Annotated in this window: 10 protein-coding genes; all 10 read right to left on the reverse strand. The window is 70.5% G+C overall.

The annotated features are described in order from the left end of the window. Positions 1 to 172: 172 nt before the first annotated feature. Positions 173 to 520 carry a hypothetical protein gene (locus ACLQ20_RS05955; RefSeq protein ID WP_327029603.1) on the reverse strand — a complete coding sequence of 116 codons (348 nt, stop codon included), beginning with the start codon at positions 518 to 520 and terminating at the stop codon, positions 173 to 175. 504 nt (positions 521 to 1024) lie between these two features. Beyond that, complete coding sequence (locus ACLQ20_RS05960; protein WP_132230900.1) at positions 1025 to 1396, reverse strand: hypothetical protein; 372 nt, start codon at positions 1394 to 1396, stop codon at positions 1025 to 1027. Positions 1397 to 1506: 110 nt separating this feature from the next. After that, entirely contained in the window at positions 1507 to 5394 is a 3888-nt protein-coding gene (locus tag ACLQ20_RS05965; RefSeq protein WP_151453324.1) for a DNA-directed RNA polymerase subunit beta', read from the reverse strand. 80 nt (positions 5395 to 5474) lie between these two features. Beyond that, the gene (locus tag ACLQ20_RS05970; RefSeq protein WP_132230898.1) at positions 5475 to 8906 is read right to left on the reverse strand and encodes a DNA-directed RNA polymerase subunit beta; all 3432 of its coding nucleotides are present in this window, start codon (positions 8904 to 8906) and stop codon (positions 5475 to 5477) included. Positions 8907 to 9477: 571 nt separating this feature from the next. After that, entirely contained in the window at positions 9478 to 9861 is a 384-nt protein-coding gene (gene rplL, locus ACLQ20_RS05975; protein ID WP_132230897.1) for a 50S ribosomal protein L7/L12, read from the reverse strand. A 54-nt stretch (positions 9862 to 9915) separates the two neighbouring features. Then, positions 9916 to 10461, reverse strand: coding sequence for a 50S ribosomal protein L10 (rplJ, locus tag ACLQ20_RS05980; RefSeq protein ID WP_132230896.1), 546 nt, complete (start codon positions 10459 to 10461; stop codon positions 9916 to 9918). Between the two features lie 336 nt (positions 10462 to 10797). Further along, the gene (locus ACLQ20_RS05985) at positions 10798 to 11487 is read right to left on the reverse strand and encodes a hypothetical protein (protein ID WP_327029605.1); all 690 of its coding nucleotides are present in this window, start codon (positions 11485 to 11487) and stop codon (positions 10798 to 10800) included. Next, positions 11484 to 12338 (reverse strand): ATP-binding cassette domain-containing protein, encoded by an 855-nt coding sequence (locus ACLQ20_RS05990; protein WP_425854471.1) that lies wholly within the window; start codon positions 12336 to 12338, stop codon positions 11484 to 11486. The genes ACLQ20_RS05985 and ACLQ20_RS05990 overlap by 4 nt, the downstream gene beginning before the upstream one ends. Positions 12339 to 12414: 76 nt before the next feature. Beyond that, on the reverse strand, positions 12415 to 13131 hold the full coding sequence (gene rplA / locus ACLQ20_RS05995; RefSeq protein ID WP_132230893.1) for a 50S ribosomal protein L1: 717 nt from the start codon (positions 13129 to 13131) through the stop codon (positions 12415 to 12417). An 81-nt stretch (positions 13132 to 13212) separates the two neighbouring features. Then, positions 13213 to 13644: a 50S ribosomal protein L11 gene (gene rplK / locus ACLQ20_RS06000; RefSeq protein ID WP_151453321.1), complete on the reverse strand. Its 432-nt coding sequence runs from the start codon at positions 13642 to 13644 to the stop codon at positions 13213 to 13215. Positions 13645 to 13702 lie beyond the last annotated feature (58 nt).

Consider the following 13702-nt stretch of genomic DNA (forward strand, 5'->3'; position numbering starts at 1 on the left):
CGCACAGGTCAAAACGGAGCGGCCTGCGGAGCGTCCACCGCCTGCCGATCGAACCCGTCGCGCCTACCCGCCCGTGGTGGGCACCTACGGACCCAAGTGTACCGGCTTCCGCGCGGACCGGCCCGTCGACCCCGTCACGGCCGCCGTCACGCCTCACGGGCGGGCGCGGGCGTCACCCGAGCGTCAGCAGCAACGCCAGCCCCAGGCCGAGCAGGCTGAGCAGCAGCCCCGCCCCGCCACAGCTGACGCCGGCCACCGCCAGGCCCCGCCCGGTGAACCGGACCGCCGGCGGGGCGGCCGGACGCCGGATCTGCCGCATCCCCAGCAGGCCGGCCACGACGGCGCCCGCGCCGGCCAGGACGCCCAGCACCGTGAAGGCGCCGGCCGCCCAGGCGCCGCCCACGCCGCCGACCGCGCCGACACAGATCACGAGCAACGCGACAAGCGTCGAGACGATCCCGGCCACCAGCGAACCCACGGCCAGGCCGGAGGTGACCGGCGGCACGTCGAGGTGCACCACGCCGAAGGACGTGCCCGCGACCGGGTCGACCCGCTTCGGCGGCCGGGCGGCCTCGCGCGGCGGCGATGGCGGGGCGAACGGGCCCGGACCCCACCCCGGGGCCGGCGACGGCCCCCCTGCCCCGGGCGAGGCACCCCACGGGGACACCGACGACGGGCCCGGGACCCCTGCCCCGGGCGAGGCGCCCCAGGGCGACGCCGGCGGCGGGCCCGGGTCCCCTCCCCCGGACGGGGCGTTCATGGGCGCCACCGGCGGCGGGTACCCCGGCGCGACGGACGGAGTGCCCGCGTCGGGTCGCGCCCACTGCGTCCCGCCGGGCGGGGCGTCGGGATGCGCGGCGGGGTGCGCCACGGGATCGCCGCCCGGGTAGCGCGCCGGTTCCGTCACGGGTCCTCCTGTCGACGTCTCGGCGTCCACCGCCGCGCGACGGACACCGGGCCAGGCTACCGCCGCCGGCCCGACGGCCCGCGCCCGGCGCGAGACCCGTTCCGCTCGGGCGGTCGGTCAGTCCATGTTCGGTGCGAAGTCCTGCCCGTAGGGCGTGTCGGCGAGCCGGACCACCCCGAGCACCACCGCGGCCACCACGCTGACGGCGACGAGCACCAGGCCCGTCCAGGCCAGCCGCTCCCCCCGCCGCAGCCAGGCGGAGCCGGTCAGGAAACCCCCCGAGGCGTACGCCTCCCGGCGCGCCTGGCGGGCGAGCTGGAGCGCCACCGTGGCCGGCACCACGCCGCCGATGAACAGGCCGGTCAGCGCGCCGATCAGGCCGAGTGCGAAGACCGCCCGCGCCTTGGTGGCCCGGGCCGGGTCCGGGTCGAGCGGATGGCGGGGCAGCCCCGGCTGGGCGACGGGCGCCTGCCCGGGTGCGGTCGTCATGCCCCCATCATGCCCCGGTGCGCTCCGCCGCGGCGCCCGCACGGGCCACCCCGGCCCCGGGACGCGACGAGGCCCCCGGCGCGTGCCGGGGGCCTCGTCGATCGTGCTGCTTAGCGGTACGACCCGAAGTCGAAGTCGTCCAGCGGAACCGCCTGGCCGCTGGCCGGCCCGAAGCCGTAGTCGGTCTCCGGGTAGCCGGTCATCGAGTAGACCTTGGCCTTCGCCTCCTCGGTCGGCTCGACCCGGACGTTGCGGTACTTGCTGATGCCCGTACCGGCCGGGATGAGCTTACCGATGATCACGTTCTCCTTGAGGCCGACGAGCGAGTCGCTGCGCGAGTTGATCGCCGCGTCGGTCAGCACCCGGGTGGTCTCCTGGAAGGAGGCCGCCGAGAGCCAGGAGTCGGTGGCCAGCGAGGCCTTGGTGATACCCATCAGCACCGGGCGGCCGGCGGCGGGCTCGCCGCCCTCGGAGACGAGTCGGCGGTTCTCCGACTCGAACAGCGCCCGGTCGACCAGCACGCCCGGCAGGAACTCGGTCGAGCCGGAGTCGATGACCGTCACCCGCTTGAGCATCTGGCGGATGATGATCTCGATGTGCTTGTCGTGGATGAGCACACCCTGCGAGCGGTAGACCTCCTGGACCTCACTGGTCAGGTGGACCTGGACCGCACGCGGACCCATGATCCGCAGAAGCTCGTGCGGGTCGATGGTGCCCTCGGTCAGCTTCTCGCCGACCGCGACGTGACCGCCGTCGTGGGTCCGCAGCCGGACCCGCTTGGAGATCTTGTCGTAGACGATCTCGTCGCTGCCGTCGTCCGGCACCACGATGATCTTCCGCGAGCGCTCGCCGTCCTCGATCCGGATCCGACCCGGGGTGTCGGCGATGGGCGCCTTGCCCTTCGGGACCCGGGCCTCGAAGATCTCCTGGACACGGGGCAGACCCTGGGTGATGTCCTCACCCGCGACGCCACCGGTGTGGAAGGTACGCATCGTCAGCTGCGTGCCGGGCTCACCAATCGACTGGGCGGCGATGATGCCGACCGCCTCGCCGACGTCCACGGTCTTGCCGGTCGGCAGCGAGCGGCCGTAGCACGCACCGCAGACGCCCAGCTTCGACTCGCAGGTGAGCACGCTGCGCACCCGGACCGTCTCCGTCCCGGCGGCGACGATCTTGTCGACCAGGATCGAGTTGATGTCCTGACCCCGCTCGGCGACGACGACGCCGTCCGGCCCCTTGATGTCGTCGGCCAGCGTCCGGGCGTGCACGCTGGTCTCGGCGTGCTCGTGCACGACCAGCTTGCCGTCGATCCGCTCGCCGATCTGCATCGGGATGGCGCGGTCGGTGCCGCAGTCCTCCTCGCGGATGATGACGTCCTGCGAGACGTCCACCAGACGACGGGTCAGGTAACCCGAGTCGGCGGTACGCAGGGCGGTGTCCGCGAGACCCTTACGGGCACCGTGCGTGGAGATGAAGTACTCCAGCACGGACAGACCCTCCCGGTAGCTGGCCTTGATCGGCCGCGGGATGATCTCGCCCTTCGGGTTGGCCACCAGACCACGGATCGCCGCGATCTGCCGGAGCTGGAGGAGGTTACCGCGAGCACCCGAGTTGATCATCTTCCACAGCGGGTTCTCCTGCGGCAGAGCGGTGTCCATCTCCTTGGCAACCTCGTTGGTCGCCTTGGTCCAGATCTGGATGAGCTCGCCGCGACGCTCCTCCGGGGTCATCAGACCGCGCTGGTACTGCTTGTCGATCTGGTCGGCTTCCTTCTCGTACCGCTCCAGGATCTCCCGCTTGCGCGGCGGGGCGATGACGTCCTCCATGCCGATCGTCACGCCGGACCAGGTGGCCCAGTGGAAGCCGGCCTCCTTGAGCCCGTCCAGGGTGGCGGCCAGCGCCACCTTGGGGAAGCGCTCGGCGAGGTCGTTGACGATCGCGGAGAGCTGACCCTTGCGGATCTCGTAGTTCACGAAGCGGTAGCCCTGCGGCAGCGTCTCGTTGAACAGCACCCGACCGAGGGTCGTCTCGACGGTCAGCGGCTCGCCCTCGACCCAGCCCTCCGGGGCGGTCCACGCCTCAGCGCCGGCGCCGTTGTCGACCCCGACCACGCCACGCAGGCGGATCTTCACCGGGGCCTGCAGGTGCAGCTCGCCGTTGTCGTACGCCATCCGCGCCTCGGCGTCCGAGCTGAACGCCCGGCCCTCGCCCTTCTCGCCCGCCGTGAGGTGGGTGAGGTGGTAGAGGCCGATGACCATGTCCTGGGTGGGCATGGTGACGGGCTTGCCGTCGGCCGGCTTGAGGATGTTGTTCGACGACAGCATCAGGATCCGCGCCTCGGCCTGGGCCTCGGCGGACAGCGGCACGTGCACCGCCATCTGGTCACCGTCGAAGTCGGCGTTGAACGCGGTGCAGACCAGCGGGTGGATCTGGATGGCCTTGCCCTCGACGAGCTGCGGCTCGAAGGCCTGGATGCCCAGGCGGTGCAGGGTCGGCGCCCGGTTCAGCAGGACCGGGTGCTCGCCGATGACCTCTTCGAGCACGTCCCACACGACCGGGCGCTGCCGCTCGACCATCCGCTTGGCGGACTTGATGTTCTGCGCGTGGTTGAGGTCGACCAGCCGCTTCATCACGAACGGCTTGAACAGCTCCAGCGCCATCTGCTTGGGCAGGCCGCACTGGTGCAGCTTCAGCTTCGGGCCGACGACGATGACCGAACGGCCGGAGTAGTCGACGCGCTTGCCCAGCAGGTTCTGCCGGAACCGGCCCTGCTTGCCCTTGAGCATGTCGGAGAGCGACTTCAGCGGGCGGTTGCCCGGCCCGGTGACCGGCCGGCCGCGGCGGCCGTTGTCGAACAGCGCGTCGACGGCCTCCTGGAGCATCCGCTTCTCGTTGTTGACGATGATCTCGGGCGCGCCGAGGTCGATCAGCCGCTTGAGGCGGTTGTTCCGGTTGATCACGCGGCGGTACAGGTCGTTCAGGTCGGAGGTCGCGAAGCGGCCACCGTCGAGCTGCACCATCGGGCGCAGGTCCGGCGGGATGACCGGCACGCAGTCGAGCACCATGCCGAGCGGCGAGTTGCGGGTGTTCAGGAACGCCGCGACGACCTTGAGCCGCTTGAGCGCCCGGATCTTCCGCTGGCCCTTGCCGGAGCGGATGGTCTCGCGCAGGTTCTCGGCCTCGGCGTCGAGGTCCATGTTCTGGACCAGCGCCTTGATGGCCTCGGCGCCCATGCCGCCGGTGAAGTACTCGCCGAACCGGTCCCGCAGCTCGCGGTAGAGCAGTTCGTCGGTGACGAGCTGCTTCGGCTCCAGCTTGCGGAAGGTGTCCAGCACCTCGTCCAGGCGGTCGATCTCGCGCTGGGCCCGGTCGCGGATCTGGCGCATCTCGCGCTCTCCGCCCTCCTTGACCTTGCGCCGGACGTCCGCCTTGGCACCCTCGGCCTCCAGCTCGGCCAGGTCGGCCTCGAGCTTGGTGGCCCGCTTCTCGATCTCCGAGTCGCGGCTGTTCTCGGCCTGCCGCTTCTCGGCCAGGATCTCGTTCTCGATCGTCGAGAGGTCACGGTGACGCGACTCGGCGTCCACGCTCGTCACAACGTACGAGGCGAAGTAGATGATCTTTTCGAGGTCCTTGGGGGCGAGGTCCAGCAGGTAGCCCAGCCGGCTCGGCACGCCCTTGAAGTACCAGATGTGGGTCACCGGCGCGGCGAGCTCGATGTGCCCCATCCGCTCGCGGCGGACCTTCGACCGCGTCACCTCGACGCCGCAGCGCTCGCAGATGATGCCCTTGAACCGGACCCGCTTGTACTTACCGCAGTAGCACTCCCAGTCCCGCTGCGGACCGAAGATCTTCTCGCAGAAGAGCCCGTCCTTTTCCGGCTTCAGGGTGCGGTAGTTGATCGTCTCAGGCTTCTTGACCTCACCGTGCGACCACTGACGGATGTCGTCAGCGGTGGCGAGGCCGATGCGCAGCTCGTCGAAGAAGTTGACGTCGAGCACTATGTCCCCTATGTCGTCGTCTGTACTGCTAGCTAGTGGGTGGGGTCGGGAGCCGGCGAGCCGGCCCCCGACCGCTCACCTCAGACCTCTTCGACCGAGCTCGGCTCGCGCCGGGACAGGTCGATGCCCAGCTCCTCCGCGGCGCGGAACACCTCGTCGTCGGTCTCGCGCATCTCCAGGGCCACGCCGTCGCTGGACAGCACCTCGACGTTGAGGCACAGCGACTGCAGCTCCTTGAGCAGCACCTTGAACGACTCCGGGATGCCCGGCTCCGGGATGTTCTCGCCCTTGACGATGGCCTCGTAGACCTTGACCCGGCCGAGGACGTCGTCGGACTTGATCGTCAACAGCTCCTGCAGGGCGTACGCGGCGCCGTACGCCTGCATCGCCCAGCACTCCATCTCGCCGAAGCGCTGGCCACCGAACTGCGCCTTACCACCCAGCGGCTGCTGCGTGATCATCGAGTACGGACCGGTCGACCGGGCGTGGATCTTGTCGTCGACCAGGTGGTTGAGCTTCAGGATGTAGATGTAGCCGACCGCGATCGGGTCCGGCAGCGGCTCCCCGGAGCGACCGTCGAACAGCTGCGCCTTGCCGGTGGAACCGATCAGCTGCTTGCCGTCCCGGTTGGGCAGGGTCGACGCCAGCAGGCCGGAGATCTCCTCCTCGCGGGCACCGTCGAAGACCGGCGTGGCCACGTTGGTGTCCGGCTCCGACTCGTGCGCCTCGATGGAGCGCAGCTGGCGCTTCCACTCGGCGTCGTCGCCGTCGACGCTCCAGCCCGTCTTCGCCACCCAGCCGAGGTGCGTCTCCAGCACCTGGCCGATGTTCATCCGGGACGGCACACCGAGCGGGTTGAGCACGATGTCGACGGGCGTGCCGTCCTCCAGGAACGGCATGTCCTCGATCGGCAGGATCTTGGAGATGACGCCCTTGTTGCCGTGCCGGCCGGCGAGCTTGTCGCCGTCCTGGATCTTCCGCTTCTGGGCGACGTAGACCCGGACCAGCTCGTTGACGCCCGGCGGCAGCTCGTCGCCGTCCTCGCGGGAGAAGGTACGCACGCCGATGACCGTGCCGGTCTCGCCGTGCGGCACCTTCAGCGAGGTGTCGCGGACCTCGCGCGCCTTCTCACCGAAGATCGCGCGGAGCAGCCGCTCCTCCGGGGTCAGCTCGGTCTCGCCCTTGGGCGTGACCTTGCCGACCAGGATGTCGCCGGGGACGACCTCGGCGCCGATCCGGATGATGCCGCGCTCGTCGAGGTCGGCGAGCATCTCCTCGCTGACGTTCGGGATGTCGCGGGTGATCTCCTCCGGGCCCAGCTTGGTGTCCCGGGCGTCGACCTCGTGCTCCTCGATGTGGATCGAGGTGAGCACGTCCTGCTGCACGAGGCGCTGCGACAGGATGATCGCGTCCTCGTAGTTGTGGCCCTCCCAGCACATGAACGCCACGAGCAGGTTGCGCCCGAGCGCCATCTCGCCCTCGTCGGTGCACGGACCGTCGGCGATGACCTGACCGGCCTCGACGCGGTCGCCCTCGAAGACGACCGGCTTCTGGTTGACACAGGAGCCGGCGTTGGAGCGGCGGAACTTGTGCAGCAGGTACGTGCGGCGGTGGCCGTCGTCCTGGTGGATGGTGATGTAGTCGGCGCAGAGGTCCTCGATGACGCCGCCGACCTCGGCGACGACCACGTCACCGGCGTCGACCGCGGCACGGTATTCCATGCCGGTGCCGACGAGCGGGGACTCGGCCTTGACCAGCGGCACCGCCTGGCGCTGCATGTTCGCGCCCATCAGCGCCCGGTTGGCGTCGTCGTGCTCGAGGAACGGGATCATCGCGGTGGCGACCGAGGTCATCTGCCGCGGCGACACGTCCATGTAGTCGACGGCGCTCGGCACCACGTCCTCGGTCTCGCCGCCCTTACGGCGGCACAGGACCCGGTCCTCGGCGAACGTGCCGTCGGCCTTCAGCGGCGCGTTGGCCTGCGCCTTGACGAACCGGTCCTCCTCGTCCGCGGTCAGGTAGTCGATCTGGTCGGTGACCCGACCGTCGACGACCTTCCGGTACGGCGTCTCGATGAAGCCGAACGGGTTGACCCGGGCGAAGGTGGACAGCGCGCCGATCAGACCGATGTTCGGGCCTTCCGGCGTCTCGATCGGGCACATCCGGCCGTAGTGGGACGGGTGCACGTCGCGGACCTCGAAGCCGGCCCGCTCCCGGGACAGACCACCCGGGCCGAGCGCGCTCAGCCGGCGCCGGTGGGTCAGGCCCGCCAGCGGGTTGGTCTGGTCCATGAACTGGGACAGCTGCGACGTGCCGAAGAACTCCTTGATCGCCGCCACCACGGGACGGATGTTGATCAGGGTCTGCGGCGTGATCGCCTCGACGTCCTGGGTGGTCATCCGCTCGCGGACGACCCGCTCCATCCGGGACAGACCGACCCGGACCTGGTTCTGGATCAGCTCACCCACGGTACGCAGGCGCCGGTTGCCGAAGTGGTCGATGTCGTCGGCCTCGTAGCCGTCCTCACCGGCGTGCAGCCGGCAGAGGTACTCCACGGTGGCGACGATGTCGTCCTCGGTCAGGGTGCCGGTCGTGATCGGCACCTCCAGCTCGAGCTTCTTGTTGAACTTGTAACGACCGACCTTGGCGACGTCGTACCGCTTCGGGTTGAAGAAGAGGTTGTCGAGCAGGGTCTGGGCGTTCTCGCGGGTCGGCGGCTCGCCAGGGCGGAGCTTCCGGTAGATGTCGAGCAACGCCTCGTCCGCGCCGGCGATGTGGTCCTTCTCGAGCGTGGTCATCATCAGCTCGGACCAGCCGAACCGCTCGCGGATGCGCTCGGCCGACCAACCGACGGCCTTGAGCAGGACGGTGACGGCCTGCCGGCGCTTGCGGTCGATGCGGACGCCGACCGTGTCGCGCTTGTCGATGTCGAACTCCAGCCAGGCGCCCCGGCTGGGAATGACCTTGACGCTGGTGAGGTCGCGGTCGGAGGTCTTGTCCGGCTGCTTGTCGAAGTAGACGCCCGGGGACCGGACGAGCTGGCTGACCACGACGCGCTCGGTGCCGTTGATGATGAAGGTGCCCTTCGGCGTCATCATCGGGAAGTCACCCATGAACACCGTCTGGCTCTTGATCTCGCCGGTGGTGTTGTTGGTGAACTCCGCGGTCACGAAGAGCGGGGCGCAGTAGGTCAGGTCCTTCTCCTTGCACTCCTCGATCGAGGCCTTGACCTCGTCGAAGCGCGGAGCCGAGAAGGAGAGCGACATGGTGCCGGAGAAGTCCTCAATGGGACTGATCTCGTCGAGGATCTCCGCGAGACCCGAGCGTGCGTGCGGGTCGTCCGCCGACCGGCCCTGCCAAGCCTCGTTGCCGACGAGCCAGTCGAAGGACTCGTTCTGGATGGCGAGGAGGTTGGGGACCTCGAGGTGTTCGGTGATCCTGCCGAATGAAACTCGGCGGGGAGCGAATGCGCTCGACGTACGACTGGTCTTCGCAGGGCGGGAAGCTGCCAAGATGCGTCCTTCCGAGGACCGGTGCTGCAGAACGGCTGGTACGCGTGCACTCCAATGACCCCACCAGAAATATCCGTAAACGGACATTTCCGAGCAGGGGTCAAGTCGGAAGGCAGCGCAAACTAGCAGTGTAGCCGAGAGGCTAACCGCTGTCCAGCCCAACCCGCAGGTCGTCGCGGAACGTGCCTCGGGACCCCTGAACCGGGGTCGAACCGGGCCGCTCGGAACGCGACGTTCCTGCCGGGCCGCTCAGGTGCCGCGGCCGATGGTGTCGCCGCTGCCATTACCCAAGTGGTGGCCGTTGCAAGCGCGGAAGGTCTTGCTGTGTCAGCGTGCCTGTCGGTGCGGGGCCGCGTCAAGGCCCGGCATCCGGGTCGCCGCTTCTTTCCCACCGACGGGCTACTCCCGGGGCCCGGTCGCCGACCGTGGCGGCGCGTCGACGCCCTGCTCACCGCCCCTGTCGCCGGATCCACCACGAAGGCGGGCGGCGATCCAGTGTCGGATCACCGCCCGCCGTGACGCGGTGTGCCCCGGCTCACCGAGCCGGACACGCGCCTGGTGGTACGTCAGGTCACTTGAGGGTGACCTTGGCGCCCTCGCCCTCGAGCTTGGTCTTCGCCTTCTCGGCGGTCTCCTTGTTGGCCTTCTCCAGGACGGCCTTCGGAGCGGCCTCGACCAGGTCCTTGGCCTCCTTGAGGCCCAGGCCGGTCAGCTCGCGCACGACCTTGATGACCTGGATCTTCTTGCCGCCGTCAGCCTCGAGGATGACGTCGAACTCGTCCTTCTCCTCCTCGACCGGAGCGGCGGCGGCCGGGCCGGCCGGGCCGGCGACGGCGACCGGAGCGGCCGCGGTGACCTCGAAGGTCTCCTCGAACTGCTTCACGAACTCGGAGAGCTCGATCAGCGTCATCTCCTTGAACGCGTCAAGCAGCTCGTCGGTGCTGAGCTTCGCCATGTCTGGCGTCCTTTCCTGAATCTGTTAGGTAAGAACTGGGTGCGCCGCGGGGCCTCAGGCCGCCTCGGCGCCCTCCTTCTCGCGCTTGTCCTGCAGGGCGGCCGCCAGACGGGCGGTCTTCGACAGCGGGGCCTGGAACAGGGCCGCGGCCTTGCTCAGGTTGCCCTTCATCGCGCCGGCCAGCTTGGCCAGCAGCACCTCACGGGACTCCAGGTCGGCGAGCTTCGTGACCTCGGCCGCGGTAATGGCCTTGCCCTCGAAGACACCGCCCTTGATGACGAGCTTCGGGTTGGCCTTCGCGAAGTCGCGAAGCCCCTTCGCCGCCTCGACGACGTCGCCCGAAACGAAAGTCAGCGCGGTAGGACCGGAGAACATCTCGTCGAGGCCGGAGATACCAGCGTCGGTCGCGGCACGCTTCGCGAGCGTGTTCTTCGCAACGGTGTAGCTGGTCTCCTTGCCGAGCGAGCGCCGCAGCTGGGTGAGCTGGGAAACCGTCAGACCGCGGTACTCGGTCAGCACCGTGGCACCCGCGTTGCGGAAGCTCTCGGTCAGCTCAGCGACGGCCGTGGCCTTGTCGGCCCGGATCGGCTTGTCCGCCATGTCCCTCCTCTCTCGTTACTCGAGGCCGGTCACCGTCGTCGGCCGGAGCTTTCGACGGGGGCGCAGGTGCCACGACAACGAGAAAGGCCCCGGCGCAGGGCGCACGGGGCGAGGGCCGGCACACGGACACGGTCGGCGGACCATGCTCAGCACCGATTTTCGCTTACCGCCCTGCGCGGGTCGCCCGTAGTCGCGGGACCTTCGACCGTGCCGGGGCACGGTGACCAGCGGTCTCTGGGTGGAACTTCGCGGCCTAGGTTACGCGAGGAGCCCCGCGACCACCAAATCGCCCCCCGGTGGGCCGGGTCACTCCCCCGCACCCCGAGGGGCCGACGGTCAGGGTCGGTGACGCCGCCGCCACAGATACGCCGCTGCGGCCGCCGCGCTCCAGGCCACGGCCCAGGCGGTGAGCAGGCCCACCGTGGACGCGACCAGGCCGTCGGCGGCGGCCCGCGCGGTGGCCATCACCGGCGGCGCCAGCCACGGCGCCACCGAGCCGCTCAGGCCGAGGGCGACCGCGCCGACCCCGCCGAGCGCGAGCACCGCGACGCCGTAGCCGGCGCTGCCCGTGGAGGCGCGGCTGGCCAGCGCCCCGAGCGCCACCGCCGCGGGTACGGCCAGCAGGTGCGCCCACAGCCCGACGGCGATCCCCACCGGCACCGACCGGTCGCCCGGCCCCACCGGACCGGCGACCCCGCCCACCAGCCACGGGAAGACCAGCGCGACGGCCACCGTGCCGAGCCCGGCCACGCCGGCCGCCAGCAGCCCGGCCAGTCGCTCCCGGCGCACCCCGACGAGCGCCTGCGCCAGCCGGCGCTGCACGTCCGGCTCGACGTCCAGCAGCACCTTGGTCTGCCAGGCGAGCACCGGGAAGAGCACCACCGCCGAGACGCCGTACGCCTCCCCCGGCTGCGCCCGGCCGCCGCCGTAGAGGACGCCGAGAGCCACCAGGCCGGCCAGCAGCGGGGCCAGCGCCCGTCCCGTACGCAGGAAGCCCGCCAGCCGCAGCCGGAGCAGTGCGGTCACCGCGGCCCCCCGGTGGTCCCGCCCGTGGCCTCTGGCGCCCGGGCGACGGGCGGCGCGGCGGGGTCCACGGTCGCCGTCGGCGGCCCCTCGGCGTCGTCCGGGGCGGCCACGCCGGGTCGGGCGGGCCGGCGTACGCGAAGGATCCGGTGCCCCTCGGCGCGCAGCCGGGCGACGGTGCCGTCGACCCGCGCCACCGGGACCGCGACCTCGACCACCGCCAGCGCCGCCTCCGCCGACGGGGCGGCCTCGGTGACCGTGCCGTCCGCCACCGTCCACCGGCAGGCACCCGGCAGCCGGGCGATCTCGCCCCGGTGGTCGCTGACCAGCACCGAACCGCCCGCCGCCGCCACCTCGTCGATCACCTCGGGCACGAGGTCCCGGGTCGCGGCGTCGAGGCCCTCCCACGGCTCGTCGAGGACCAGCAGGCCGGGTGGACGCAGCATCGCCTGGGCCAGGCCGACCTTCTGGGCGGTGCCCTTGGACAGCTCCGGCAGGCGGACCCGGCGGAACCCGGACAGGCCCAGCCGGGAGGTCCAGTGGTCGACCGCGTGGCCGACGGCCGCCGGGTCGAGGCCGGCGACACGTCCCATGGCGGTCAGGTAGTGCTCGACGGTGAAGGGTTGGTCGGCCGGGAAGCGCTCCGGGACCCACCCGACGTGCCGGGGTCGACCGGTGACCCGCCCCCGGCTCGGCCGCAGCACCCCGGCCGCCACCTGGAGCAGGGTCGACTTGCCCACACCGTTGCGGCCGAGGACGACCACGACCTCACCGGGGCCGATCCGCACCGCGGCTTCCCGCAGCACCCACGGGCCCCGCCGCCGGTAGCGCAGCCAGACGTTCTCCAGGCGCACCGGCCGAGCATGCCACAACCGACACGGAACGGGGCGCCGCCACGATGTGGCGACGCCCCGTCACGGGTACGGATGCTCAGGCCTCGGCCGGAGCCTCCTGCAGGTTCTTCACCACGTTGGGGTCGACCGGGACGCCCGGGCCCATGGTGGTGGTGAGGGTGACCTTCTTGAGGTACTTGCCCTTCGCGGCGGACGGCTTGGCCCGCAGGACCTCGTCGAGGACCGCCGCGTAGTTGTCGATCAGCTGGGTCTCGGAGAACGAGGCCTTGCCGATGATCAGGTGCAGGTTGGAGTGCTTGTCCACCCGGAAGGTGATCTTACCGCCCTTGATGTCCGAGACCGCCTTGGTGACGTCCATGGTCACCGTGCCGGTCTTCGGGTTCGGCATGAGACCGCGCGGGCCCAGGATCCGCGCGATCCGGCCGATCTTGGCCATCTGGTCCGGCGTGGCGATCGCCGCGTCGAAGTCGAGCCAACCGCCCTGGATCCGGGCGACCAGCTCGTCGGTGCCCACCTCGTCCGCACCGGCGGCGACGGCCTCCTCGGCCTTCGCACCGGCGGCGAAGACGATCACGCGGGCGGTCTTACCGGTGCCGTGCGGCAGGTTGACCACGCCACGGACCATCTGGTCCGCCTTGCGGGGGTCGACGCCGAGGCGCATGGCGACCTCGACCGTGGCGTCGAACTTGGCGGAGGTGGTGTCCTTGGCCAGCTTCACGGCCTCGGCGGGGGTGTAGAGCTTCGACCGGTCGATGACCTCGGCGGCCTTGCGGTAGCTCTTGCTGCGCTGCATTTTCTACGTACTCCTGTGGTCTATGGCGGGCCGCGGCTTCACGCGCGCCCTCCCACGAACTGGATCTGGCGGTGACCGAGGTCAGTCGTTGACGACGATGCCCATCGACCGGGCGGTGCCGGCGATGATCTTCGCAGCCTGGTCGATGTCGTTGGCGTTGAGGTCGACCATCTTCTTCTCGGCGATCTCACGCACCTGGGCCTGCGACACCGAGCCGACCTTGTCCTTCTGCGGGACGCCCGAGCCCTTCTCCACCCCGGCGGCCTTGAGCAGCAGCCGGGCGGCGGGCGGGGTCTTCAGGACGAAGGTGAAGCTGCGGTCCTCGTAGACGCTGATCTCGGCGGGGACGATGTCGCCCCGCTGAGCCTCGGTCTGCGCGTTGTAGGACTTGCAGAACTCCATGATGTTCACGCCGTGCTGGCCGAGCGCGGGGCCGACCGGCGGCGCCGGCGTGGCCTGGCCCGCCTTCAGCTGAAGCGTGAAAGTCTTGACGAGCTTCTTCTTCGGAGGCATGTCTCTTCCTGGGGCTTGGAACTGGGAAAGGTGCCGGCCGCAGGCGCGCACGGTCAGC

Origin of the sequence: Micromonospora sp. DT46 (genome assembly GCF_049841735.1) — a bacterium.
In the GTDB taxonomy this organism is placed as follows: Bacteria; Actinomycetota; Actinomycetes; order Mycobacteriales; family Micromonosporaceae; genus Micromonospora; species Micromonospora reichwaldensis.

What these genes read in the sequence shown, in the direction of transcription:
- ACLQ20_RS05960 (WP_132230900.1), bottom strand. Translation starts at nt 1,396, where the DNA reads ATGACGACCGCACCCGGGCAGGCGCCCGTCGCCCAGCCGGGGCTGCCC.
- rplL (WP_132230897.1), bottom strand. Translation starts at nt 9,861, where the DNA reads ATGGCGAAGCTCAGCACCGACGAGCTGCTTGACGCGTTCAAGGAGATG.
- rplJ (WP_132230896.1), bottom strand. Translation starts at nt 10,461, where the DNA reads ATGGCGGACAAGCCGATCCGGGCCGACAAGGCCACGGCCGTCGCTGAG.
- rplA (WP_132230893.1), bottom strand. Translation starts at nt 13,131, where the DNA reads ATGCAGCGCAGCAAGAGCTACCGCAAGGCCGCCGAGGTCATCGACCGG.
- rplK (WP_151453321.1), bottom strand. Translation starts at nt 13,644, where the DNA reads ATGCCTCCGAAGAAGAAGCTCGTCAAGACTTTCACGCTTCAGCTGAAG.